This window comes from Sulfurimonas aquatica (genome assembly GCF_017357825.1).
Classification (GTDB): Bacteria; Campylobacterota; Campylobacteria; order Campylobacterales; family Sulfurimonadaceae; genus Sulfurimonas; species Sulfurimonas aquatica.
On the sequence record NZ_CP046072.1, the window covers coordinates 332,041 to 357,241 of the forward strand.

Annotated in this window: 19 protein-coding genes, 5 tRNA genes and 3 pseudogenes; 23 read left to right on the forward strand and 4 right to left on the reverse strand. The window is 35.9% G+C overall.

Annotated elements, in window-relative coordinates; translation table 11 throughout:
• Window positions 1-25: 25 nt before the first annotated feature.
• The 22 genes and pseudogenes from GJV85_RS13825 to GJV85_RS01715 form a co-directional block, all read left to right on the forward strand.
• A pseudogene (locus GJV85_RS13825) lies at window positions 26-508 on the forward strand (GAF domain-containing protein); the annotation flags it as partial.
• Between the two features lie 33 nt (window positions 509-541).
• Window positions 542-1,138: pseudogene (locus GJV85_RS13830) on the forward strand (HD-GYP domain-containing protein); the annotation flags it as partial.
• Between the two features lie 144 nt (window positions 1,139-1,282).
• Window positions 1,283-1,948, forward strand: a pseudogene (locus GJV85_RS13835) (HD domain-containing phosphohydrolase); the annotation flags it as partial.
• 55 nt (window positions 1,949-2,003) lie between these two features.
• Window positions 2,004-2,080: transfer RNA gene (locus GJV85_RS01625), tRNA-Thr, on the forward strand.
• A gap of 60 nt (window positions 2,081-2,140) precedes the next feature.
• Window positions 2,141-2,225 (forward strand) — tRNA-Tyr (locus tag GJV85_RS01630).
• Between the two features lie 10 nt (window positions 2,226-2,235).
• A tRNA-Gly gene (locus GJV85_RS01635) sits at window positions 2,236-2,311 on the forward strand.
• A gap of 162 nt (window positions 2,312-2,473) precedes the next feature.
• Window positions 2,474-2,548 (forward strand) — tRNA-Thr (locus tag GJV85_RS01640).
• Window positions 2,549-2,636: 88 nt separating this feature from the next.
• Window positions 2,637-3,836 carry an elongation factor Tu gene (gene tuf / locus GJV85_RS01645; RefSeq protein ID WP_207562143.1) on the forward strand — a complete coding sequence of 400 codons (1,200 nt, stop codon included), beginning with the start codon at window positions 2,637-2,639 and terminating at the stop codon, window positions 3,834-3,836.
• Window positions 3,837-3,883: 47 nt separating this feature from the next.
• Window positions 3,884-4,036: a 50S ribosomal protein L33 gene (rpmG, locus tag GJV85_RS01650; protein ID WP_207562144.1), complete on the forward strand. Its 153-nt coding sequence runs from the start codon at window positions 3,884-3,886 to the stop codon at window positions 4,034-4,036.
• A gap of 38 nt (window positions 4,037-4,074) precedes the next feature.
• Window positions 4,075-4,150, forward strand: a tRNA-Trp gene (locus GJV85_RS01655).
• Between the two features lie 75 nt (window positions 4,151-4,225).
• Complete coding sequence (secE, locus tag GJV85_RS01660) at window positions 4,226-4,405, forward strand: preprotein translocase subunit SecE (protein WP_207562145.1); 180 nt, start codon at window positions 4,226-4,228, stop codon at window positions 4,403-4,405.
• 10 nt (window positions 4,406-4,415) lie between these two features.
• Window positions 4,416-4,943: a transcription termination/antitermination protein NusG gene (nusG, locus tag GJV85_RS01665; RefSeq protein ID WP_207562146.1), complete on the forward strand. Its 528-nt coding sequence runs from the start codon at window positions 4,416-4,418 to the stop codon at window positions 4,941-4,943.
• Between the two features lie 20 nt (window positions 4,944-4,963).
• Complete coding sequence (gene rplK, locus GJV85_RS01670) at window positions 4,964-5,389, forward strand: 50S ribosomal protein L11 (RefSeq protein ID WP_207562147.1); 426 nt, start codon at window positions 4,964-4,966, stop codon at window positions 5,387-5,389.
• A gap of 68 nt (window positions 5,390-5,457) precedes the next feature.
• Window positions 5,458-6,150, forward strand: a complete 693-nt coding sequence (gene rplA, locus GJV85_RS01675; RefSeq protein ID WP_207562148.1) for a 50S ribosomal protein L1 — start codon at window positions 5,458-5,460, stop codon at window positions 6,148-6,150.
• Window positions 6,151-6,340: 190 nt separating this feature from the next.
• A complete protein-coding gene (rplJ, locus tag GJV85_RS01680; RefSeq protein WP_207562149.1) occupies window positions 6,341-6,823 on the forward strand; it encodes a 50S ribosomal protein L10 in 483 nt (160 codons plus the stop codon).
• A gap of 62 nt (window positions 6,824-6,885) precedes the next feature.
• Entirely contained in the window at window positions 6,886-7,257 is a 372-nt protein-coding gene (rplL, locus tag GJV85_RS01685) for a 50S ribosomal protein L7/L12 (RefSeq protein WP_207562150.1), read from the forward strand.
• Window positions 7,258-7,473: 216 nt separating this feature from the next.
• The gene (rpoB, locus tag GJV85_RS01690; RefSeq protein ID WP_207562151.1) at window positions 7,474-11,622 is read left to right on the forward strand and encodes a DNA-directed RNA polymerase subunit beta; all 4,149 of its coding nucleotides are present in this window, start codon (window positions 7,474-7,476) and stop codon (window positions 11,620-11,622) included.
• Complete coding sequence (gene rpoC / locus GJV85_RS01695; RefSeq protein ID WP_207562152.1) at window positions 11,615-16,135, forward strand: DNA-directed RNA polymerase subunit beta'; 4,521 nt, start codon at window positions 11,615-11,617, stop codon at window positions 16,133-16,135. The genes rpoB and rpoC overlap by 8 nt, the downstream gene beginning before the upstream one ends.
• Window positions 16,136-16,388: 253 nt before the next feature.
• Window positions 16,389-16,763 (forward strand): 30S ribosomal protein S12, encoded by a 375-nt coding sequence (rpsL, locus tag GJV85_RS01700; RefSeq protein ID WP_207562153.1) that lies wholly within the window; start codon window positions 16,389-16,391, stop codon window positions 16,761-16,763.
• Between the two features lie 105 nt (window positions 16,764-16,868).
• A complete protein-coding gene (gene rpsG / locus GJV85_RS01705; RefSeq protein WP_207562154.1) occupies window positions 16,869-17,336 on the forward strand; it encodes a 30S ribosomal protein S7 in 468 nt (155 codons plus the stop codon).
• Between the two features lie 130 nt (window positions 17,337-17,466).
• Window positions 17,467-19,557, forward strand: a complete 2,091-nt coding sequence (gene fusA / locus GJV85_RS01710; protein WP_207562155.1) for an elongation factor G — start codon at window positions 17,467-17,469, stop codon at window positions 19,555-19,557.
• A 97-nt stretch (window positions 19,558-19,654) separates the two neighbouring features.
• Entirely contained in the window at window positions 19,655-20,320 is a 666-nt protein-coding gene (locus GJV85_RS01715; protein ID WP_207562156.1) for a hypothetical protein, read from the forward strand.
• Here GJV85_RS01715 and GJV85_RS01720 read toward each other — a convergent pair.
• Entirely contained in the window at window positions 20,317-21,030 is a 714-nt protein-coding gene (locus GJV85_RS01720; RefSeq protein WP_207562157.1) for an arginyltransferase, read from the reverse strand. The genes GJV85_RS01715 and GJV85_RS01720 overlap by 4 nt on opposite strands.
• A gap of 19 nt (window positions 21,031-21,049) precedes the next feature.
• Window positions 21,050-22,147 (reverse strand): peptide chain release factor 2, encoded by a 1,098-nt coding sequence (gene prfB, locus GJV85_RS01725; protein ID WP_207562158.1) that lies wholly within the window; start codon window positions 22,145-22,147, stop codon window positions 21,050-21,052.
• A gap of 50 nt (window positions 22,148-22,197) precedes the next feature.
• Here prfB and panC point away from each other — a divergent pair, with 50 nt between their 5' ends.
• Window positions 22,198-23,019: a pantoate--beta-alanine ligase gene (gene panC, locus GJV85_RS01730; protein WP_207562159.1), complete on the forward strand. Its 822-nt coding sequence runs from the start codon at window positions 22,198-22,200 to the stop codon at window positions 23,017-23,019.
• Here the strand turns inward: panC and GJV85_RS01735 are convergent.
• Complete coding sequence (locus tag GJV85_RS01735) at window positions 22,996-24,771, reverse strand: peptidoglycan D,D-transpeptidase FtsI family protein (RefSeq protein ID WP_207562160.1); 1,776 nt, start codon at window positions 24,769-24,771, stop codon at window positions 22,996-22,998. The genes panC and GJV85_RS01735 overlap by 24 nt on opposite strands.
• A 115-nt stretch (window positions 24,772-24,886) precedes the next feature.
• Entirely contained in the window at window positions 24,887-25,186 is a 300-nt protein-coding gene (fliE, locus tag GJV85_RS01740) for a flagellar hook-basal body complex protein FliE (protein ID WP_207562161.1), read from the reverse strand.
• Window positions 25,187-25,201 lie beyond the last annotated feature (15 nt).

The following is a 25,201-nucleotide window of genomic DNA, read 5'->3' on the forward strand; positions in this document are numbered from 1 at the left end:
AATTAATTAGGCTTATGGAGTAAATATGAATCAGCCAGTAAGAAGTTTAACTGCCAATGAGATATTAGAGTTAGTATTTAAGTACTTAGCTGAAGTCTCTTCGTCCCAAGATTATGATGAAATCATAGTTACCTTAGCTAATATGGGTAGAGCCCTAACAAGTGCGGACAGATGTACTGTCTGGGTTGTTAATGAAGATGGAACGAAGATATGGACGAAAGTTGCACAAGGAATGGATGCTATAGAGTTACCAATTGATTCTGGAGTAGTTGGAACCTCAATAGTTTCTAATGAGAGAATTATTATAGATGATGTTTATACTGATAACCGTTTTAATCAAGAGATAGATCAAAAAACAGGGTATAAAACTAAATCAATGATGGTAATACCTATGCATGATTACGATGGAAATATCATAGGAGCATTCCAAGTTATAAATCATTTGGGTGAAACTGATAGATTTGACAAACGCGATATGGAAAGACTCACACTTGCAAGTACCTATGCCGCTGAAACACTTGTATCTGCAAAACTTGCTTTAGAAATCGAAGAGACGCAAAAGGAAGTTGTATTTACTATGGGCTCAATTGGTGAGAGTCGAAGTAAAGAGACAGGGAACCACGTTAAACGCGTTGCAGAGTACTCTAGACTCTTAGCGCTTGCATATGGAATGAGCGTTGAAGATTCTGAATTATTGCAGCAAGCAAGCCCAATGCATGATATAGGCAAGATAGCTATCCCTGATAATATTTTAAAAAAGCCAGGTAGGTTTGATGAGAATGAACGCCATATTATGAACAAGCACGCTGAGCTTGGATATCACATGATTAAAAATTCTCAGAGACCACTTCTTAAAGCTGCTGCGATTGTTGCTTATGAGCATCATGAAAAATGGGATGGAACAGGTTATCCAAATCAAACTAGCGGGGAAGATATTCATATTTTTGGTCGTATAACTGCACTTGCGGATGTATTTGACGCATTGGGAAGCGATAGAGTATATAAGAAAGCTTGGAGTGATGAGAGAATTTTTAAACTCTTAAAAGAAGAGAGAGCAAAACATTTTGATCCGAAGTTAATAGACCTCTTTTTTGAAAACCTAGATAAAATTTTAGCAGTGAGAGATAAGTTCAAAGATATTTTTGATGAAGTCAATGAAACAAGTGTAGAGGTGAAAAAGATTGAGATACTTGGAGCTTATGGAACTAAATCCAAAGGGTATGGGACAAGTTCTTTTAGACTCAATAGAAATCATGTGATAGATGCTGGTAACCTTCTTGATGGTTTAGATGTGGCATCTGTTGAAATTGAAAATATATGGGTCACTCATTCACACCTAGACCATATTGTTGATATTGCATATATTTTAGATAACTATTTTAACCTCAGAAGTAAATCACTTAATATACTGGGCCTCCCCGAGACTTTAAAGTCGATACAGGATGACTTTTTAAATGATACAGTTTGGCCAGATTTTTCAAAGATAAAACTTGTTAAATCCGATGAGATGGCTGTTACCTACACACCGATAGAACTTGATAAAGAGTATGAGATAGGTGAGAGCGAAAAGATAATGGCATTTAAAACTGATCATACTGTACCTAGTTGTGGATATAAATTTACAAAAGATGATACAGCGGTGTTAATTACCGCAGATACTTACTCCTTAGATAATGTAATTGAAAAGATTGAAAGTGATAATAAGATTACATCCATAGTAGTTGAATGCTCTTTTCCTAGTGCTATGGATAATTTAGCTAAAGAGAGTAAACATCTAACACCTAAGCTTCTTTTTGAAAAGCTAGAACCACTCAAAAGAGATGATGTAAGACTATTTATTAACCACATTAAACCATCATTTTTAGAAGTGATTAAAGAAGAGATAGACCAATATAAGGGAAAATGGGAGCCAAAAATACTTAAAGATGGTGATTTTATAAATTTCTAATGTATTTGCTTGACATCAAATCTGTTTTAGACTATAATTCTGACTCAATTTCGATGCTGACATAGCTCAGTTGGCTAGAGCAGTTGATTTGTAATCAACAGGCCCGGGGTTCGAATCCTCGTGTCAGCACCATTGAAATTTGAATATTAGAAACAGTGTTAGACCAGAAAACATAAAAAATTATGTAATAGTGGTGGGATAGTCAAGTGGCCAACGACGGCGGACTGTAAATCCGCTCCCTACGGGTTCAGAGGTTCGACTCCTCTTCCCACCACCATAAATGACATGCGGGTGTAACTCAGTGGCTAGAGTTCCTGCCTTCCAAGCAGGCTGTCGAGGGTTCGAATCCCTTCACCCGCTCCATTGAACAAAATTTCTGGAAGCTGAAGTACAATTACGTCCTTACTTCATACAACTATATATTATTTTAATAATAAATACCTATATAGCAATCTAATCACAAAAAAACTAATATTATAAATAAAGAATTATTCAATTATTGCTTACAAAAACTTATCCAACTTTGCTCATGTGGCTCAGTGGTAGAGCACTTCCTTGGTAAGGAAGAGGTCGTGGGTCCGATTCCCATCATGAGCTCCACTTCAGCTATTTAAGTAAATTTAAGCAATAATTGAATGATTTTTGGGTATAATTCCATTTCAATTCACAATTAAAGTCGGAGGACACTATGGCAAAAGAAAAGTTTGAACGTAATAAACCGCATGTAAATATCGGTACTATTGGACACGTTGACCACGGTAAAACAACACTAACAGCAGCGATTACTGCAGTATTGGCAGTAACTAACGGTGCAGCACTTATGGATTATGATGCAATCGATAATGCACCAGAAGAAAGAGAGCGTGGTATTACTATCGCTACTTCACACGTTGAGTATGAGACAGATAATCGTCACTATGCACACGTTGACTGTCCAGGTCACGCGGATTATGTTAAGAACATGATTACTGGTGCTGCTCAAATGGATGGTGCTATTTTAGTTGTTTCTGCAGCTGATGGTCCAATGCCACAAACACGTGAGCACATTCTTCTTTCTAAGCAAGTTGGTGTTCCTTACCTAGTTGTATTCATGAACAAAGAAGATATGGTTGATGATGAAGAGCTAATGGAATTAGTAGAGATGGAAATCCGTGAACTACTTGATACATATGAATTCCCAGGTGATGATACTCCAATCACAGCTGGTTCAGCTCTTAAAGCGCTAGAAGAAGCAAAAACTGGTACTCTTGGTGAGTGGTCAGAAAAGATCAAAGCACTTATGGCTACTGTTGATGAGTATATTCCTGAGCCAACTCGTGAAACAGACAAAGATTTCTTAATGCCTGTTGAAGATGTTTTCTCTATCTCTGGTCGTGGAACAGTTGTTACTGGTCGTATCGAACGTGGTACAGTTAAGATTGGTGAAGAAGTTGAAATCGTTGGTATCCGTGATACTCAGAAAACTACTGTAACTGGTGTTGAGATGTTCCGTAAAGAAATGGAGCAAGCACTTGCTGGTGATAACTGTGGTATTCTAATCCGTGGTATTGGTAAAGATGATGTTGAGCGTGGTCAAGTACTTTGTAAGCCAGGTACAATTACTCCTCACACTAAATTTACTGCAGAAATCTATGTTCTAAGTAAAGATGAAGGTGGACGTCATACTCCATTCTTTAACGGTTACCGTCCTCAGTTCTATGTACGTACAACTGATGTTACAGGTGCAATCACTTTACCAGAAGGTACTGAGATGGTTATGCCAGGTGATAACGTAAGTATTACAGCTGAGTTAATTCACCCAATTGCAATGGAAAAAGGTACTAATTTCGCTATCCGTGAGGGTGGAAGAACTGTTGGTGCTGGTGTTGTTGCAGAGATTCTTGCTTAATTCGCCTTTGGCGAAGCAAGCAAAATCCTTATAAAGGTTAATAAACAATGAGAGAAGCAATTCACTTAGGTTGTGAGAAATGTACTAGACGTAATTATCACACAACAAAAAATAAAAAAACTCATACTGAAAAATTTTCAGTAAGAAAATATTGTAAATTTTGTCGTGAGCATACTGTTCATAAAGAGATGAAATTATAATAATGTTTTAAAGCTAGTTTGACTAGCTTTTTACATCTAGGCGTGTAGCTCCAATGGTAGAGCACCGGATTCCAAATCCGGGTGCTGGGGGTTCGAGTCCCTCCACGCCTGCCACAACATTTATTATTAATGAGACCTGCATTGGGATTATTCATAATAAATGTTACTTTTAACTAATGGAAGCATATAATGAATTTTGGTAAACATGTAAGAAATGCAAGACTAGAACTTGATAAGGTAATTTTTCCTACGAAAGGTCAAGTAAAACAGGCATATATATCTGTAGTTATTGTAGTCTCTGTAATTGCTGCATTTTTAGCATTAGTAGATTTAATGATGTCTTCTATTATGACATCAATTTTAGGTTAAGGAGAAAGTCATGGCACAACAATGGTACTCCATTCAGACCTACGGAAGTGATAGACTTGTTAGAGATGCAATCTTTAACATGATAGAAGAGATGAGTCTTCAAGAGTTCATAACAGAAGTTATAGTTCCAACTGAAGATGTTATTGAAGTTAAAGATGGTAAAAAAAAGGTAACTGAGCGCTCTTTGTACTCAGGATATGTATTTGCTAAAATAGAATTAAATACAGAAATTCAGCACTTGATTCAATCAATACCTAAAGTATCTGGCTTCATTGGTGAGGGAAATACTCCTACACCATTAAGTGAACATGATATTAATGTTATTTTAGATCGTGTAAATAATCGTGCAGCACCAAAACCAAAAGTATTTTTTGATAATGGTGAAACTGTTCGAATTATAGATGGTCCATTTGCAAACTTTACAGGAACTGTTGATGAGTATGATTTAGAACATGGTACTCTAAAACTTAATGTTTCGATTTTTGGACGTGCAACTCCGGTTGATATCTCGTATACTCAAGTCGAAAAAATAATTTAAATTCATAAAAAGGAAATAAAATGGCAAAAAAAGTCATGGATTATATCAAGCTACAAATTGAAGCTGGTAAAGCTAACCCAGCTCCACCAGTAGGACCAGCACTAGGACAACGTGGTGTTAACATCATGGAATTCTGTAAAGCATTTAACGAAAAAACAAAAGACAAGATGGGATTTAAAGTACCTGTTGTTATTACTGTTTATTCTGATAGAAGTTTTTCATTTATCACAAAGCAACCACCAGCATCTGCACTTCTTATGAAAGCAGCTGGATTGAAAAAAGGTACAGACAATCCACTTAAAAACAAAGTTGGAAAGCTTACTCGTGCTCAATTAATGGAAGTTGTTGCTCAAAAAATAGAAGATTTAAACACTGATGATAATGAAATGGCAGCTAATACTTTAGCTGGTTCAGCTCGTTCAATTGGTATTGAAATAGTAGACTAATCTACAAATAAAAATCATCGACCACAGTGATTTAAAACTATGTGGCAGAATTAATATGGAGATTTGTTATGAGTAAAAGATACAAACAATTAGTAGAAAAAATTGATAATACAAAATCTTATTCAGTAGTAGACGCGTCTGCAACTGTTAAAGATTTAACTAGTGCAAAATTTGACGAAACTGTTGAAATTGCTATGAATTTAAATGTAGATCCACGTCATGCTGACCAGATGGTTCGTGGTGCAATAGTACTTCCTCATGGAACTGGTAAAACAGTTCGTGTTGCAGTATTTGCAAAGGGTGCTAAGGCTGATGAAGCTAAAGCTGCTGGTGCTGATATAGTTGGAACTGATGATTTAGTTGCAGATATCAAAGCAGGTGTATTTAATTTTGATGTAGTTGTTGCTGCACCAGATTGTATGGGACTTGTTGGTCAAATTGGTCGTATTTTAGGTCCAAAAGGTATGATGCCAAATCCTAAGACAGGTACTGTAACTCCTGATGTTGCAACAGCTGTTAAAAATGTTAAGGGTGGCCAAGTTAACTTTAGAGTTGACAAAAAAGGTAACATTCATGCAGGTATTGGTAAAGCAAGTTTTGGTGCTGATCAAATTGCTGAAAACTTAAACTCATTTGTTGTTGCAATAAATAAGCAAAAACCAGCTTCTGCAAAAGGTCGCTATATTAAAAATGCTGTTCTTAGTTTAACTATGAGCCCTGCTATTAAACTTGATTTAGTAGAGTTAGCAGACATTAAGTAAAAACTTAAAACACCTTTGGGTGTTTAAGTCTTTACTTTGAAATATTAGTATTTTAAAGTAAAGATTTTTATTTTGAAAATCTGAAATTACTTGGACTAAAGATAGTTGGGGGTATCTACCGTGTTGGTAGTTAGCTTAATCGAGCCTTTCTCGCCCCTCTTGAAGTTATGTCTGGAAAGGAGAAATATATATGTTAAAGTCAAAAAAAGCTGAAGTAATTAACGAGTTAACTACTTCATTTGCTAATACGACGGCAGTTGTTATATGTGACTACAAAGGTTTAACTGTAAGTGAACTTGAAGTATTACGTAAAGCTGCTCGTGCTAAAGATACAAGTGTTCAGGTTGTTAAAAATACCTTAGCAACAATTGCATTGAATAACGCAGAGATGAGTGGTGTAGACATTAAAGATACAAATATTTTTATTTGGTCTGATGATGTTATTAATGCTGCAAAAATTGCTGCTGATTTCGCTAAAAGCAATGATAAATTTGTTATCAAAGCTGGTTATTTAGATAAAGAACCTGCAGACGTGACTAAAATCGAAGCATTCGCTAAACTTCCTGGTCGTGAAGAACTTCTTGGTATGCTTGCTGCTACTTGGATGGCTCCAATCACAAATATGGCTGTTGGAATCGATGCTCTTAGAAAGAAAAAAGAAGAGGAAGCATAGTCTTCACTCTTTCATGTGACTAATGTCACAACAATAAAAAAACAATAAAAAAAGGAGTTACTATGGCTGTAACTAAAGAAGACGTATTAGAATTTATCTCTGGTTTATCTGTTCTTGAGCTTTCTGAGCTTGTAAAAGAATTTGAAGAAAAATTTGGTGTATCTGCTCAACCTGTAGCGGTTGCTGGTGGTGCTGCTGCTGGTGGAGCTGCTGCTGAAGAAAAAACTGAATTTGATGTAGTACTTACTGACGTTGGCGCTAAGAAAATTGGTGTTATTAAAGCTGTTCGTGCTCTTACTGGTTTAGGACTTAAAGAAGCTAAAGAAGCTTGTGAAGCTTTACCATCTACAATCAAAGAGGGTGTAGATAAAGATACTGCTGATGAAGCTAAAGCTGCTTTAGAAGAAGCTGGTGCAGTAGTAGAAGTTAAGTAATTATTTAAATACTTATCATGAGGGCCTTGAGCCCTCAATTTTTGGGCGCTTTTACAACGGGATGTTTGTCCTTTTGTAAAAGTGCCCTTATGTCGTTTATAAGCACTGTAAAATTCGAGACTCATTATGAGCTCACAAATCTATCTAGAGACGTCTAGATATGATAGCTTAACAAATCAAAGTTAAGCCCCTAATTAACAACTTACGAGGTAGCCTATGTTAAACACTTTATATTCCGGAAACCGTCTTCGTGTAGATTTCTCTAAAACACCTCAAGAAATTGAAGTACCAAACTTATTACAACTACAACAAAGTTCATATGATAAATTTTTAATGATAGATGCTAAGGACAGATCACTTAGTGGAATTGAAAATGTATTTCAATCTGCCTTTCCTATTCATGATTCACAAAATAGATTAACAGTAGAGTATATAGGTAGTGAAGTAGCTAACCCTAAATATACTGTACGTGAATGTATGGAACGTGGACTTACTTATGCAGTTAGTCTTAGAATGAAAACTCGCCTTGTCCTATGGGATAGAGATGAAAACACTAAAGAAAAACTTGGTGTTAAAGATATAAAAGAGCAAAGTATATTTGTTCGTGATATCCCTCTTATGACTGATAGAACTTCTTTCATTATTAACGGCGTTGAGCGTGTTGTTGTAAATCAACTTCACCGTTCTCCAGGTGTTATTTTTAAAGAGGAAGAGTCTACAACTGCTGGTAACAAGCTTATCTATACTGGTCAAATTATTCCAGATCGCGGTTCATGGTTATATTTTGAGTATGATCCAAAAGATATTCTTTATATGAGAATTAACAAACGCCGTAAAGTGCCTATTACTATTATGTTCCGTGCTTTAGGCTACTCAAAACAAGATATATTAAAACTTTTTTATCCAATACAAACTATTAGCATACATGATAATAATTTCACTATTGCGTTTAATCCCAAAGATTATGCTGTAAGAATCTCTTACGATTTAGTTGACTTAGACGGAAAAATTATTGTTGCAGCTGGAAAAAGATTATCAGTGAAAAAATCTCAAAAGTTAGTAGAAGATGGTCTTGCAACTGTTCAATACCCTTTAGAGATTCTTTTAGATAGATATCTTGCTGAAGCTATTATTGACCCGGAGACAGGTGAAGTTCTTTTTGATGCGATGACTCGTATTGATGAAACTAAACTTAAAAAGTTAGCTGAAATAGGTGTAACTGAGTTTAAAATTGCAAATGATTTAGCTGAAGGCGTAGATAGATCAGTTATTAATGCATTTAACGCTGATGCAGATTCACTTAAACTTCTTAAGCAAACAGAAGAGATAGAAGATGAGAATGATTTAGCTGCTATTCGTATTTATAAAGTAATGCGTCCAGGTGAGCCAGTTACTAAAGAAGCAGCACGTATATTTGTAAATCAACTTTTCTTTGATCCAGAGAGATATGATTTAACTCGCGTTGGTCGTATGAAAATGAACCATAAATTAGGACTTAATATTCCTGAATATGTAACAGTGTTAACGCATCAAGATGTTATTGAGTCAGTTAAGTATGTTATTAAAGTTAAAAATGGTCAAGGTCATATTGATGATAGAGATCACTTAGGTAACCGTCGTATCCGTTCTATTGGTGAGCTTTTAGGTAATGAGTTACATAATGGTCTTGTTAAAATGCAAAAAGCTATTCGTGACAAACTCTCAACTATGAGTGGTCCAATGCAAGAACTTATGCCACATGATTTAATCAATTCTAAAATGATTACTTCTACTATTATGGAATTCTTTTCAGGTGGTCAACTTTCTCAGTTTATGGATCAAACAAATCCACTCTCTGAAGTAACGCATAAACGTCGTTTGTCTGCGCTTGGTGAAGGTGGTCTTGTTAAAGAGAGAGCCGGCTTTGAAGTACGTGACGTTCACCCTACTCACTATGGTAGAATCTGTCCAATTGAGACTCCAGAGGGTCAAAATATTGGTCTTATCAATACTCTTGCAACTTACTCAAAAGTAAATGAGCATGGATTTATTGAAGCACCATACAAAGTAATGAAAGATGGAAAGATCACTTCTGAAGTTATTTATTTAACTGCTACTCAAGAAGAGGGTGTAAAAATTGCAGCTGCTTCTAATAAAGTAGATGAAAATAATCAGTTTATTGATGACCTTATTGCTGTTAGACAAGATGGAGAGATACTTTTACGTGATCCTTCAGAGTGTGAATATGCAGACCTTTCATCACATATGGTTGTTGGTGTTGCAGCTTCTCTTATTCCTTTCCTTGAGCATGATGATGCCAATCGTGCGCTTATGGGATCAAATATGCAGCGTCAAGCGGTTCCACTTTTACGTGTAAATTCTCCAATGGTTGGAACAGGAGTTGAAAAACTTGTTGCTCGTGACTCATGGGAATGTGTAAAAGCAAATCGTGGCGGGAAGATAGAAAAAGTTGATGGTAAACACATATATGTAATGGGTGAAGAAGATGGAGAAATCTATATTGATTATTATCCATTACAGAAAAACCTTAGAACGAATCAAAATACTTCGTTTACTCAAAAACCAATAGTTAATGTTGGTGACATTGTTAGTAAAGGACAAATTATTGCTGATGGTCCAAACATGGATCAAGGTGAGTTAGCACTTGGTGTTAACGCTATGGTTGCGTTTATGCCATGGAATGGTTATAACTTTGAGGATGCTATCGTTATCTCTGAGCGTATGATTCGTAAAGATCAATTTACTTCTGTTCACATTTATGAAAAAGAAGTTGAAGCTCGTGAACTTAAGCATGGCGTTGAAGAGATTACTCGTGATATTCCAAATGTTAGAGATGACGAGCTAGCTCATTTAGATGAGTCTGGTATTGTTAAAATTGGTACTAATGTTAGAGGTGGTATGATTTTAGTTGGTAAAGTTTCTCCTAAGGGTGAAGTTAAACCAACTCCAGAAGAGCGTCTCCTTCGTGCTATATTTGGTGAAAAAGCTGGTCATGTAGTAAATAAATCACTCTATTGTCCCCCATCTATGGAAGGAGTAATCGTTGATATTAAAGTATTTACTAAAAAAGGTTATGACAAAGACCCTTGTGCTCTTGCGTTAGAAAAAGAAGAGAGAGATTACTTAGAGCGTGAACACTATGATAGACTTCTTATGATAGATAAAGAAGAGATGTTAAGAGTTACAAAACTTCTTACTCGTGAACCACTATCTTCTGATATTAAAATAGGTGAAACAGAGTATAAGGCTGGAGATACTATTAATGGTGAAGATCTTGCAGAAGTAAATCGTTTTGCTATGAATGCCATTGTTAAATCATTCTCAGAAAATATTCAAAATGAGTATACTAAGACTAAAAACCATTTTCAAAAACAAAAGCGTGTATTTAGAGATGAGCATGAAGAAAAACTTACTATATTAGAAAAAGATGACATCCTTCCAAATGGTGTTGTTAAATATGTAAAGATTTATGTAGCTACAAAACGCCAACTTAAAGTTGGTGATAAAATGGCTGGACGTCACGGAAATAAAGGTATTGTATCTATTATAGTTCCTGAAGTTGATATGCCATATATGGAAGATGGACGTTCAGTTGATGTATGTCTTAATCCACTTGGTGTACCTTCACGTATGAATATTGGACAGATCTTAGAGATGCACCTTGGTATGGCTGGGCGTGAGCTTGGAAACCAGATACAAGAGCAGTTTGAGACTAAACAAAAAGATTACATTGATAATATGCGTTCTAAAATGATCGAAATAGCTGATGTTGCAGGAATGATGAATGCAGTAAAAGTAATTGGTGCGATGAGTGATGATGAATTCTTAAAGTATGCTAGAGACTGGGCAAAAGGTGGAGTTCGTTTTGCAACACCAATTTTTGAAGGTGTAAATGCCGTCGAATTTGAAAAACTCTACAAATTAGCGAATATGGATACTGATGGTAAAGTCGTACTTTATGATGGTAAAACTGGGGCTAAAATAAAAGAGCGTGTTAATGTTGGATATATGTATGTTCTTAAACTACATCACTTAGTTGATGAGAAAATTCATGCTCGTTCAACTGGACCTTACTCTCTAGTAACGCAACAGCCGGTTGGTGGTAAAGCACTATTTGGTGGCCAAAGATTTGGAGAGATGGAAGTTTGGGCTCTTGAAGCTTATGGTGCATCTGCTGTACTTAAAGAGATGTTGACTATTAAGTCTGATGATGTAGATGGCCGTGTACGTGCATATAAAGCACTTACTAAAGGCGAGTTAGTACCAGCTTCAGGTATTCCTGAAACACTATTTGTTTTAACAAAAGAACTTCAAGCACTTGCTCTTGATGTTGAGATTATGGACGAGGTGGAAGACGATGAGTAAATTAGTACCAGTAGAAGTAACCGAAGAAAATAGACCAAAAGATATTAAACAACTACAATTCCGTTTAGCATCACCTGAAAAGGTAATGTCATGGAGTAATGGTGAAGTAAAAAAGCCTGAAACTATTAACTACCGTACACTCAAACCTGAGCGTGATGGACTTTTTTGTGCAAAAATATTTGGACCTGTAAGAGATTACGAGTGTCTTTGTGGTAAATATAAAAAGATGCGTTATAAAGGTGTTGTATGTGAAAAATGTGGTGTTGAAGTAACATCTACTAAAGTTCGTCGTACTCGTATGGGTCACATTGAACTTGTAACTCCTGTTGCACACATCTGGTATGTATCTTCTTTACCATCTCGTATTGGTACTCTTTTAGGTATCAAGATGAAAGACCTTGAGCGTGTACTTTATTATGAAGCTTACATCGTTGAATCAGGTGGAGAATCTTACTATGACGCAGAAGCAAAAACTCCTGTTCTTCAGTATGACGTTTTAAACGAAGAACAGTACAGAACTCTAGTTCAGCGTTTTGGTGAGTTAGGATTTAAAGCTCGTATGGGTGGAGAGGTTATTCGTGACTTACTTGACTCAATTGATTTAGTAGATCTATTTACAAATCTTAAAGAAGCAATAACACAAACAAAATCTGAAGCTAAAAAGAAAACTATTAACAAACGTCTTAAAGTTATTGAGTCATTTTTAAATAGTGGAAATAATCCTGCATGGATGATGTTGACTGTATTGCCAGTTCTTCCACCAGATTTACGTCCACTTGTATCACTTGATGGTGGTAAATTTGCTGTTTCAGATGTAAATGACCTGTATCGCCGTGTTATTAACCGTAACCAGCGTTTGAAGCGTTTAGTTGAACTAGAAGCTCCAGAGATTATTGTACGTAATGAAAAACGTATGTTGCAAGAGTCAGTTGATGCACTATTTGATAATGGTCGTCGTGCAAATGCAGTTAAAGGTGCTAACAAACGCCCACTTAAATCATTAAGTGAAATCATTAAAGGTAAGCAAGGGCGTTTCCGTCAGAATCTTCTTGGAAAACGTGTTGACTTTTCTGGTCGTTCTGTAATTGTTGTTGGGCCATCTTTAGCTATGGATGAGTGTGGACTACCTAAGAAAATGGCTCTTGAGCTATTTAAGCCACACTTGATTGCAAAACTAGAAGATAAAGGTTATGCGACAACTGTTAAAGCTGCTAAGAAGATGATCGAAGAAAAAACTAATGAAGTATGGGAGTGTCTTGCAGAGATTGTTGATGGTTATCCAATTATGCTTAACCGTGCGCCAACTCTTCATAAGCTTTCAATTCAAGCGTTTCACCCTAAGCTAATTGATGGTAAGGCTATTCAGCTTCACCCATTAGTTTGTGCTGCATTTAATGCCGATTTCGATGGGGATCAAATGGCAGTTCACGTTCCTTTATCTTCTGCAGCTATTGCAGAGTGTAAAGTACTTATGCTTGCATCTATGAATATTATGCTTCCTGCATCTGGTAAGGCAATCGCTACACCATCACAGGATATGGTACTTGGTATTTACTATGTATCACTAGAGAAAAATAATGTTAAAGGTTCTAACAAACTATTTGCAAATGTAGATGAGATTAGAATTGCACTTGAACATGATGCTCTTGACTTACATGCAAAAGTAAGAACACGCGTTGATGGTCGTATTATTCATACTACTGCTGGGCGTTTACTTATTAAAGCAATTCTTCCAGATTTTGTACCTTCAGAACTTTGGAATAGAGTAATGAAGAAAAAGTATATCAATGAAGTAGTTGATTACGTTCAAAAACACGGTGGTATTGGTATTACTGCAGGTTTTCTTGATAAACTTAAAGATTTAGGTTTCAAGCATGCAACAGAGTCTGGAGTTTCTATCTCTGCTGATGATATTCGTATACCTGAGATGAAAGCTGGTAAAATTGCTGAGTCTAAAGCAAGAGTTATTGAGATTCAAAAGCAGTTTGAAGCTGGTCTTTTAACTGAACAAGAACGTTACAATAAAATTATTGATGTTTGGACAGATACAAATAATACACTTGCTTCTGAAATGATGGATCTTGTTCAAAATGATAAAGATGGATTTAACTCTATTCATATGATGGCTGACTCTGGTGCTCGTGGTTCTGCTGCACAGATCCGTCAACTTGCCGGTATGCGTGGTCTAATGGCTAAACCTTCAGGTGATATTATTGAAACGCCAATTATCTCAAACTTTAAAGAGGGACTTAATGTAATTGAGTACTTCATTTCAACTCACGGTGCTCGTAAGGGTCTTGCCGATACAGCACTTAAAACAGCAAATGCGGGTTACCTTACTCGTAAACTTGTTGATGTTGCACAAAATGTTAAAGTTGTTGAGCATGATTGTCATACACACGAAGGTATTGAGATTTCAGATATATCTGATCAAAATACACTAATTGAGTCTTTAGAAGATAGACTTAATGGTCGTGTTTTAGCTGATGACGTGATCGATCCTATCTCAAATGAGATTCTGTACGCTGAGGGTACTCTTCTTGATGAAGTAAGTGCTAAAGTTATATCTGAAGCAGGTATTAAAACAGCACACATTAGAACGCCAACTACTTGTAAAAGTGAAGCTGGAATCTGTGCACTTTGTTATGGTGTGAATCTTGCAACTGGTCATATTGTAAGAACAGGTGAAGCTGTTGGTATTGTTGCTGCTCAGTCAATTGGTGAGCCAGGTACTCAGCTTACGCTACGTACTTTCCACGTTGGTGGAACTGCATCTTCAACTGCTCAAGAGAGACAAGTTATAGCAACTCGTGAAGGTTTTATTCGTTACTATAACCTTAAAACTTATGCATCTAAAGATGGGAAAAATATCGTTGCTAATAGAAGAAATGCTGCTATTCTTTTAGTTGAACCTAAAATTAAAGCGCCATTTGCAGGTAAAGTAGAAATACAAACTATTCACGATGAAGTACTTATAAGTGTAGTAGGTAAAAAAGATACAGTACGTTATGTACTACGTAAGAATGAGATTGCTAAGCCAAATGAACTTGCGGGTGTAAGTGGACAGATTGAAGGTAAATACTACTTCCCATATGAGACTGGAAGTACAGTAGAAGAAGATGAATCAATTGTTGAGACAATTAAAGATGGCTGGAATGTTCCATCACGTATCCCTTATGCATCTGAACTGTTAGTTGATAATGGAGCTCCTGTAACACAGAAGATTCTTTCTACTGAAGAGGGTACTGTTAAGTATTTCTTACTTAAAGGTGATTACCTTGAGAGATTTGATGGCGTTAAAGCTGGATATGAAGTAGTTGAAAAAGGTCTTTTTGCAACTGTAGTAGATGCAAATAACCGTGAAGCTGTACGTCACTATATCGCTCGTGGATCTGTAATAGTTGCAGATGATAATGAAAGTGTTGATGCTACAAGTATGATAGCTAAACCTTCATCTGATGAGTCTGTTGTTATTGCTGAGTGGGATCCATACTCTAACCCTATTATTTCTGAAGCAAATGGTGTTGTTAGTTATGAAGATATTATAGCTGGTACAACAGCAACAGAGCAGTTAGATGAACTTACTGGTAAAACTCGTCTTATGGTTAATGATCATATTTCATCTGAGTACAAGCCAACAATCGTTCTTGCAACAGAAGATGGTGAACTACTTCGTTATGCAATTGAGCCTAAGTCATCTATATTTGTTAGTGATGGTGCAACTGTTAAAGTGGCAGATATTATTGCTAAAACACCAAAAGCACTTCAAAAATCATCAGATATTACTGGGGGTCTTCCTCGTGTATCTGAACTTTTTGAAGGTCGTCGTCCAAAAGCAACGGCACTTATCTCTGAGATAGATGGTGTTGTAAGTTTTGGTAAAATGCTTCGTGGTAAAGTAAGAGTAATAGTAAGTAACACTGAAAATGGAATTATCAAAGAGTACTTTGTTGATAAATCACATGAGCCAGTTGTTAGCCCGGGAGATTTTGTACATGCAGGTGAGCGTTTAACTACAGGTATTTTATCTTCACATGAGTTACTTCGTATTATGGGTGTTAAAGCACTTTATAACTACCTAGTATCTGAAGTTCAACAAGTTTACCGTTCTCAAGGTGTTAATATTGCTGATAAGCATATTGAAGTTATCTTTACTCAAATGTTACGTCAGATCAAAATTGTTAAGTCTGGAGATACTAAGTTTATAGAGGGAGATTTAATCTCTAAAGCAAAATTTGCTGCTGAGAATGAAAAAATCATTCGTCTTGGTGGTCGTCCTGCGATTGCTGAGCCTTTCCTTGTTGGTATCACAAGAGCTGCTGTATCTGCTGATAGTATTATCTCAGCTGCATCTTTCCAAGATACAACTAAAGTTCTAACAGAAGCTGCAGTATCAGCTAAAGTTGATGATCTTAACAACTTAAAAGAGAATGTAATTATCGGTCGTACTATTCCAGTAGGAACAGGTATTTATAAAGATCAAAATGTTATGTTCGCTGCTACTGAAGATTAGTTAGTAATAATTTAGATAATATACAAGCTTTTTGCTTGTATATTAAATCTTAACTCTATACAAACTAAAGTATTTTTCAGACTAATGTTACCACTTTAGTGCTTCTATATATTCTCACATTCCTATATTATTATTAATTCATACTTAAAATAAGCTAACTTTAATTGCAATTTATGTATTATCTCGTGTCTATAATTCTCTACAAAATGTAAAGAATTAAATTCTACTGGAAAATTAAGTAAAAAGGAATTGTATGCCTACAATCAATCAACTGATTCGTAATGAGCGTAAACGTGTGATTAAGAAATCAAAATCACCAGCTCTTGTTTCATGTCCACAGCGTCGTGGTGTATGTACTCGTGTTTATACGACTACACCAAAAAAACCTAACTCGGCTTTAAGAAAAGTTGCAAAAGTTAGATTAACATCTGGTTTTGAGGTAATCTCATATATCGGTGGTGAAGGTCATAATCTTCAAGAACACTCAATCGTACTTGTACGTGGTGGTCGTATTAAAGATTTACCTGGTGTTAAATACCATATCGTTCGTGGTGCTCTTGATACTGCTGGTGTTGCTAACCGTATGGTTGCTCGTTCTAAATACGGAACAAAACGTCCAAAAAAATAGTTTAATACTGTTTTTTTAATATAAATATTCAATAGCTACAGGATTAATCTTTAGTGATTAATTTTGAGTAAATTTGAAAAAATTGAAGAAGAAGGAAACTCAAATATGAGAAGAAGAAAAGCTCCGACTCGTCCAGTTATGCCAGATCCAGTTTATGGAAGCAAAACATTGACGAAATTTATAAATAAAGTAATGCTAGACGGTAAAAAATCTATAGCAGAGAAAATCATTTACAGTGCAATGGATATCATTAGCTCACGTGGTGAAAAAACTGGTATCGATACGTTTAATGAAGCTATTGAAAATGTTAAACCAATTATTGAAGTAAAAAGTCGCCGTGTTGGTGGTGCTACTTATCAAGTTCCAGTAGAAGTACGCCCAGTACGTCAACAGTCTTTAGCACTTAGATGGTTAATTGACGCAGCTCGTAAGAGAAATGAGAGAACTATGGCTGAGAGATTAGCTAATGAGTTCATGGATGCAGCAACTGATAAAGGTTCTGCATTTAAGAAAAAAGAAGATACTTATAAAATGGCAGAAGCTAATAAAGCATTTGCTCATTATCGTTGGTAATCATTCAATAATAAACTTAGATCACTCTAATCTTTTATGGTTAGAGTGTCTTTAATCGACCTCTTTTATAAGTAAATATAGTTTATTTATAAAAGAGGTTATCTCTCAACTAATTAACAAGGTACAAAACATGGCAAGAAGTCACAAATTAAATGATGTAAGAAATATCGGTATTGCTGCACATATCGATGCAGGTAAAACTACAACAACGGAGAGAATTTTATTCTACACTGGTGTTGAACATAAAATCGGTGAGGTTCATGATGGTGCTGCTACTATGGACTGGATGGAACAAGAGCAAGAGCGTGGTATTACAATTACTTCTGCTGCAACTACTTGTGAGTGGGCTGGAAAGCAGATTAATATTATAGATACTCCGGGACACGTTGACTTTACTATTGAAGTTGAGCGTTCTATGCGTGTACTTGATGGTGCTGTTTCAGTATTCTGTGCTGTTGGTGGTGTTCAACCACAATCAGAAACTGTTTGGAGACAACGTAACCGTTATAAAGTTCCTTCAATCGTTTTTGTTAACAAAATGGATAGAACAGGTGCAGATTTCTATGAAGTTGAAAACCAAATTCGTGAGCGTCTTAAGGGTAATCCACTTCCTATTCAACTTCCTATTGGTGCAGAAGCTGATTTTGAAGGTGTTGTTGATTTAGTTACTATGAAAGAGATTGTTTGGGATCAAGATGCTGCAATGGGTTCTAATTACCATGTTCAAGAGATCCGTGAGTCTTTACAAGAAAAAGCTGAAGAGTACAGAGAAAAGATGATGGAGACTCTTGCAGAAGTTGAAGGTAATGACGACTTTGCAGAAAAATTCTTAGATGGTGGAGAATTTACTGAAGATGAAGTAAAAGCTGCAATTAAAGCTGCTACACTTGGTATGGCTGTTGTTCCAATGACTCCAGGTACTGCATTTAAAAACAAAGGTGTTCAAACGTTACTTGACGCTGTTGTTGCATACTTACCTTCTCCAGTTGAAGCTGCTCCAATTGAGGGTACTTTGATGGATGATGAAGAAGCTCATGTTGCTGTTCCATCAACTGATGATGGTGATTTCGCTGCACTTGCATTTAAAATTATGACTGACCCATTTGTTGGTGTTCTTACATTTATCCGTGTTTACCGTGGTTCATTAGAATCAGGTTCATTTGTTCATAACTCTACTAAAGATAAAAAAGAGAGAATTGGGCGTATCGTTAAGATGCACGCTATTAAACGTGAAGAAGTTAAAGAGATTTATGCTGGTGAAATCGGTGCTGTTGTTGGTCTTAAATCTACAACTACTGGTGATACTTTATGTCAAGGTGAGGAAAAAGTTGTTCTTGAGAGAATGGACTTCCCAGCTCCAGTTATCTCTGTTGCAGTTGAGCCAAAAACTAAAGCTGACCAAGAAAAAATGGGTATTGCACTAGGTAAACTTGCTGCTGAAGATCCATCTTTCCGTGTTAACACTGATGAGGAGACTGGTCAGACTATTATTTCTGGAATGGGTGAGTTACACCTTGAAATTCTTGTAGATAGAATGAAGCGTGAGTTCTCTGTTGATGCTGAAGTTGGTGCACCACAAGTTTCTTACCGTGAGTCTATTAAAGAAGAAGTACAACAAGAGTACAAATATGCGAAACAATCAGGTGGTCGTGGTCAGTTTGGTCATGTTTACCTTACTGTTAAGCCAGGTGAGCCTGATACTGGTTATGTTTTCCATAATGAGATTAAGGGTGGAAGTGTTCCAAAAGAGTATATTCCTGCTGTTTCTAAAGGTTGTGAAGAAGCTATGCAAGCAGGTGTTCTTGCTGGATATCCAATGGAAGATGTTGATGTTACACTATATGATGGTTCTTACCATGATGTGGATTCAAATGAGATGGCGTTTAAACTTGCTGCTTCAATGGGATTCAAAGAAGCTTGTCGTAAAGCAAAACCTTCAATCTTAGAGCCAATGATGAAAGTTGAAGTTGAAACTCCAGAAGAGAATATGGGTGATGTTATCGGTGACCTTAACAGACGTCGTGGACAAGTTAATTCAATGGGTGATAGAGCTGGAAGTAAGATAGTTGATGCTCATGTACCATTATCTGAGATGTTTGGTTATTCTACTGACCTTCGTTCAGCTACTCAAGGACGTGCTACATACTCTATGGAATTTGATCACTATGCTGAAGTTCCAAAAGCTGTTTCTGAAGAGATTCAGAAAAAACGTAACGGGTAATTTCTACTTTTTAAAGGTGTTTCCATTTGGAAATACCTCCCTCTCTCCTCAATAACTACACAAATACTGCTATAATACAAAAAAATTTAGGTTAGATATGTATAAAATAATAATTCTTACAATACTTGTGACACTTTTAAATGCCCAAAATCCAAAGCCTTACTCCGCTCTTGGTGATGTTATCTATGATAATGTACAAAAGATAGATTCTCTTAAGAAAATTAAATATTATAAAGTTTATATTAAAGATATCAAAGCATATGTAAAGGATGTCAAAAAAACCAAGAAGATAGGCTTTGAAATAGAGTCTGGAAAGTCAAAAAATTCTAATAAAGAGTACCTCAATAAACTCAGAGAGCTATCTAAAAGAAATGATTATTTTATGAGAAGTGCAGTGACTTCATATGATAATGCAGTTAAAAATCAAGATAGCACTCTATTTGCCCAACTAATAAATAGTGGACTTATCGATACACAATCAAGAAAGCAAGAGATAATTGATTATTATTTTCTTCATTCGGAAGATATAAATATTGAAGGTGTTATTCAAGAATTTTTAGATGAAGATGCGAAGTTAAAAGCAAAAAAAGAAGCAGAACAAAAAAGATATAAAACAAAAAAACAGAGAGAAGCTGCAAAAATAAAACGTATACGTGAGAATGATAGAGCTGCCCAAGAGAGATTAGAACGTGAGTTAGAACTGGAACTAAGTCGCAAAAAAATGAAGATTAGAGAAGATCAAAAATTAGAGTTAGTTCGTTAAATCCATTTATATTCCTCATACTGATTAGGTCTGCCTTGAAGAGTTTTATAAGGTTTATATTCAGCCTTATATGACAGAGATGGACAACCCTCTACATAATAACCTAAATAAATCCACTTTTTATTCTCTTGTTTAGCTAATTTTATTTGATTGTATAGTGAATACTTTCCTAAAGATAAATATGCATACTCTGGGTCATAGTAAAAATATATTGATGAGATGCCATCTTCTAATATGTCGATTAAATCTACACCAATAAGTCTATTGTCATCATAGTATAATACTTCATATCCAAAATCTTCATGGCCTAATACAAATGAGTGATAGTAGTGTTCAGGAGTTGTTTTATTATACTCCCAATCTTTTTTCTCACTCATATGCAAATGGTATCTATCAAAAACTTTTAAGTGTTCTTGAGAAACTGTTGGACGTTGAATATAGGTGTTTATATGAGAGGCTTTTTTTAGAATTCGCCTAGCTGATTTTGAAAAGTTATAGTTAAGTACATCAATTTTAATGCTCTGGCACTCATTGCATGTAGCACAAATGGGTCTAAAGTACATCTTACCAAATCTTCTATAACCTCTCTCTACTAAATCTTGACAGCTCTCTAATGAGCAATCATTTATGACTTTATAGTGTGTAGTCTGCTGTTTATTGTCCAAGTAGGAACATTTGTCTTCTAAGGAAAATTCTTTAAGTAAATTCATAATGTAATCTTGCCATAATCTAAGAGCGATTTTGTGCTATTAGAACTCCCTCTATCATTTTATCTATATCTCCATCTAAAATAGCAGAGATATTTGAGAGTGCTTCGTTTGAACGAGTATCTTTTACTTGCTGATAAGGTTGCATGACATAGGAACGTATTTGATGTCCCCAACCTATCTCACTTTTAGATATACCATCCTTTTCAGCCTTTTGAGCTTCTAACTCTAGCTCATATAAACGCGACTTTAACATTTTCATGGCCGTTGCTTTATTTTTATGCTGACTTCTATCGTTTTGGCATTGCACTATTACGCCACTCTCTATATGCGTTAGTCGTATAGCCGATTCTGTTTTATTGACATGTTGGCCACCTGCTCCACTTGCACGGTAAGTATCAATGCGAAGATCCTTATCTTCTATGACAATATTAATGTCATCGTCAATCTCGGGAGAGACCATAACGGATGAGAATGAAGTATGGCGTTTAGAATTTGAGTCAAATGGAGATATTCGAACAAGTCTATGTATACCATTTTCTACCTTGAGGTATCCGTAGGCATTTTCACCTTTTATGATGATCGATACATCTTTTATTCCCGCTTCCTCTCCAGACTGATAGTCAAGTACCTCGACACTGAATCCTCTACGTTCAGCCCAACGTTTATACATTCTAAGAAGCATCTCCGCCCAGTCTTGACTCTCTGTTCCACCAGCACCTGGGTGGATAGAAAGAATGGCGTTGTTTGCATCACTCTCCCCACTTAGAAGAACTTCTATCTCCATATCCCTAATCTGTTCCTCTAGTTTTGGAGCATCACCGTACAAGAGGTTTAATGACTCTTCATCATTCTCCTCTTTTGCCATCTCGTAAAGCTCAAAAGCATCCGTTACTGCATCTGAAGCTATTTCATATTTATCTAACTTTCTTTGAAGTTGCGTTTTTTCTTTTTGTATTTTTGCAGCATATGTGGCATCATTCCAAAAATCCTGATCACTCTCAAGCTCTTCAATCTCTTGAAGCCTAGTTTTGATTTTTTGGGGCTCTACAACACCAGTAATATTTTGCATTTTAATGGTTATATTTTTTAAGAGCTCTGTATATTCATAATTATCCATAAAATACCTTATATTCGTTATAATGCGATTATATAAAATAGAGGCTTAAAATGAGGATTATTTCAAAAGTTCTAGAGTTAAAAGAGTATCTAAAAGAGCAGAATGAGAATATTGGTTTTGTTCCAACCATGGGAGCACTTCATGATGGTCACATTTCTCTTATCAAAAAAGCAAGAGCAGAGTGTAAATTTGTTGTAGTGTCAATCTTTGTAAACCCTACTCAGTTTTTAGAAGGTGAAGACTTTGATAAGTATCCTTCTAAAGATGAGGCAGATAAAAAGATATGTCAGTTTGCGGGGGTTGATGTATTGTTTTTACCTCAAGTTGACGAGATTTATTCAGATGATGAAGTGCGAGTGGTGGCTCCAAATGTAAGGGGATTTGTACTTGAAGGTGCGACTCGCCCTGGTCATTTTGATGGCGTACTAAGCGTAGTTAATAAACTTTTTAATATAGTAAACCCAAGATACGCTTATTTTGGAAAGAAAGATGCGCAGCAGTTAAACTTAATATCACTGATGGTAAAACAGCTTTTTATGGATGTTGAAATTATCGCTGTAGATACGGTTCGCGATAGTGATGGTTTAGCTAAGAGTAGTAGAAATATCTACCTGACTCCAGAGCAGCGAGTCGAAGCCCTGAAAATCTCGCGTTCACTCTCTGAAGCATCCAAGATGGTTGGAAAAAGACTTTTGAAATCTAGTGAGATAAAAGCACACATGAAAGAGATACTCAAGCCATTAGAAATCGGTTATGTTGAAGTACTTAATCGTGAATTTGAGCTTATTAGTGAAGTAGAACTAGGTAACAGTGTTATATTAGTGGAGGCTTTAGTTGGGGAGACCAGACTACTTGATAATGTCTGGCTTTAAAGAAGATGGCTTTAGATAGCCATCTTCTATCATAATATCTATAGCTTTTTTAAAAACAGGCACTGCCGTTTGTGAAGCAAACTGACTCTTTTTAGGCTCAATTACAATCACACCTATAGTATATTTTTTTGTTTTGTCATTTGCAAAACCCATAAACGCAGTATTATATCTGTTAACGTACTGGCCTTTTTCAACTTTATGGGCAGTTCCTGTTTTTCCACCAACTTCAATACCTGGTGTTATAGTCTTCTTTCCAGTTCCCTCATTTACAGTTTTTATCAGTATCTTTTTCATTCTTTGTGCTGTAGAGCTTTTTATGACTTGTGTCTGCTCTTCATAGCCAAGAACATCTTCTACTCCATTGTTTTTTATAAAACTTTTGAGGAGTTTTGGAGTTATAATTCTTCCATTATTGTTAAACACACTATAAGCACGTAGTAGCTGCATGAGGTTTGCTTGCATACCGTAACCATAAGAACAAGTAGCCTTATAAATCTCATTTTCCAATCGTTTTGAACTGGGGATAGAGCCACTTTTTTCATAAATAAGGTCAGGAGTAGATTTTTGTGTAAAACCAAACTTCATTAGTCCTTTGTTAAACTCATATCCTGAGAGCTTTTGTGCAAGTTGAGCAATTCCGACATTGGAGGAGTAGACTATAACATTCTCAGCAGAGAGCCAATCAAACCTATGCTCATCGGTAATAACTTTTCGACCAATTTTAAAACGACCATTATGGCCATTTACCAGGTCATAAGGATTTACAAGTCCACGCTCAAGTAATAGAGCAAAAGTTATGGGCTTTATAACACTCCCTGGCTCAAAACTATACTCAATCATCCCACTATTTAGAGAAGGGTAGTCGCTGCGTTTAATATCTTTTGGAAAGAATCTATTTGAACTTGCTAGTGAAAGCATATCTCCATTTGTGGAATCCATTATTGCACACATTATTTGTCTTGCATCTAAATCTAATTTCATTGCATCGAGCATCTTTTCTATTTTTATCTGCAAAGAAACCGGAATAGTTAGTTTTATATCAAGTCCATCAATTTGAGGTTTAGTAAAACTATCTTTATTTAATATAATGTAGCTATTGACATCGCGTTTACCACGACTAAAGCTATCTTGCTTTGCAGAGAGTGCATTATCAAATCTTTTCTCTAAACCTTTTACACCTCTGATAGAAGTGTAACCATCATCTTCAACCTTATGCGGATAGCCAAGAATTGGCGTTAGTAGATTTCCATAAGGGTACTCTCTACTCTCTCCACTCTCAATGATACTGAGCCCATGAATAGAACGCAGCCCAGTTTTTTCATTTTTTAACTCCATGAAGACTTTAAAACGGCGGAGCTCCCAAGCAAGTTTTTTAAGATAGTGTGCTTGAATCTGTGGGATGTTATAGCTAAGAACTATAACTCCTTTGCGTTTAGAGAGGCGTTTTCTTATTTTATCACTACTAATTCCAGAGTAAATACTAAAGAGCTCAATAAAAAGTTCTTTTTTCTCAGGGTCTATGTAGCGGCTATTTACAACTGCTTTATAGAGTTTTTTAGTAGTAGCTAAGTGAAAACCATCAGCACTTATTATACTTCCTCTTTGTGCTCTAGAGTCTTCAGTAGTATGAAGTGAGGGAATATCACGTGACTTTAAAATGGTAATAAGCATTACACTTAAAAATATGATAAATCCAAGAACAATAAGAGTAAAGAGAAGAAGGATTTTTTTACTTTTGTTTTTGTTTACCATTTATCAGTTGCTTTTGTAAGGATTCTTAGCTTTAAGGGAACTAAAGCATAAAGTGGTCGTATTTTAACATAGAAGTGATGAGTAGAGAAGAAAAAAAGAGAAGTTTATAAAACCCTTAGAGTTGAGTTCTACCAATCTCTTTATATGCACTCAGAGCTTTATTACGGATTTCAAGCATAAGTTTCATACTTGTTTCAGCCTTACCAATAGCGAGGGCCGCTTGATGAAGGTCTTTTACTTGACCTGTAGCCATGTCAGCTATAGCCTTTTCACTCGTCTCTTGAGCTTCATTTACTTCGTTTAGTGCTGATTTTAAATGCTCTGCAAAAGCTTCACCACCACCATTCTCAACTTTACTTTTTTGTTTTAGTAAGTCAGCGGTGCCTATGCTAGATAGGCCATTTACATTACTCATAATCTAGTTCTCCAG

What these genes read in the sequence shown, in the direction of transcription:
- tuf (WP_207562143.1), top strand. Translation starts at nt 2,637, where the DNA reads ATGGCAAAAGAAAAGTTTGAACGTAATAAACCGCATGTAAATATCGGT.
- rpmG (WP_207562144.1), top strand. Translation starts at nt 3,884, where the DNA reads ATGAGAGAAGCAATTCACTTAGGTTGTGAGAAATGTACTAGACGTAAT.
- secE (WP_207562145.1), top strand. Translation starts at nt 4,226, where the DNA reads ATGAATTTTGGTAAACATGTAAGAAATGCAAGACTAGAACTTGATAAG.
- nusG (WP_207562146.1), top strand. Translation starts at nt 4,416, where the DNA reads ATGGCACAACAATGGTACTCCATTCAGACCTACGGAAGTGATAGACTT.
- rplK (WP_207562147.1), top strand. Translation starts at nt 4,964, where the DNA reads ATGGCAAAAAAAGTCATGGATTATATCAAGCTACAAATTGAAGCTGGT.
- rplA (WP_207562148.1), top strand. Translation starts at nt 5,458, where the DNA reads ATGAGTAAAAGATACAAACAATTAGTAGAAAAAATTGATAATACAAAA.
- rplJ (WP_207562149.1), top strand. Translation starts at nt 6,341, where the DNA reads ATGTTAAAGTCAAAAAAAGCTGAAGTAATTAACGAGTTAACTACTTCA.
- rplL (WP_207562150.1), top strand. Translation starts at nt 6,886, where the DNA reads ATGGCTGTAACTAAAGAAGACGTATTAGAATTTATCTCTGGTTTATCT.
- rpoB (WP_207562151.1), top strand. Translation starts at nt 7,474, where the DNA reads ATGTTAAACACTTTATATTCCGGAAACCGTCTTCGTGTAGATTTCTCT.
- rpoC (WP_207562152.1), top strand. Translation starts at nt 11,615, where the DNA reads ATGAGTAAATTAGTACCAGTAGAAGTAACCGAAGAAAATAGACCAAAA.
- rpsL (WP_207562153.1), top strand. Translation starts at nt 16,389, where the DNA reads ATGCCTACAATCAATCAACTGATTCGTAATGAGCGTAAACGTGTGATT.
- rpsG (WP_207562154.1), top strand. Translation starts at nt 16,869, where the DNA reads ATGAGAAGAAGAAAAGCTCCGACTCGTCCAGTTATGCCAGATCCAGTT.
- fusA (WP_207562155.1), top strand. Translation starts at nt 17,467, where the DNA reads ATGGCAAGAAGTCACAAATTAAATGATGTAAGAAATATCGGTATTGCT.
- GJV85_RS01715 (WP_207562156.1), top strand. Translation starts at nt 19,655, where the DNA reads ATGTATAAAATAATAATTCTTACAATACTTGTGACACTTTTAAATGCC.
- GJV85_RS01720 (WP_207562157.1), bottom strand. Translation starts at nt 21,030, where the DNA reads ATGAATTTACTTAAAGAATTTTCCTTAGAAGACAAATGTTCCTACTTG.
- prfB (WP_207562158.1), bottom strand. Translation starts at nt 22,147, where the DNA reads ATGGATAATTATGAATATACAGAGCTCTTAAAAAATATAACCATTAAA.
- panC (WP_207562159.1), top strand. Translation starts at nt 22,198, where the DNA reads ATGAGGATTATTTCAAAAGTTCTAGAGTTAAAAGAGTATCTAAAAGAG.
- GJV85_RS01735 (WP_207562160.1), bottom strand. Translation starts at nt 24,771, where the DNA reads ATGGTAAACAAAAACAAAAGTAAAAAAATCCTTCTTCTCTTTACTCTT.
- fliE (WP_207562161.1), bottom strand. Translation starts at nt 25,186, where the DNA reads ATGAGTAATGTAAATGGCCTATCTAGCATAGGCACCGCTGACTTACTA.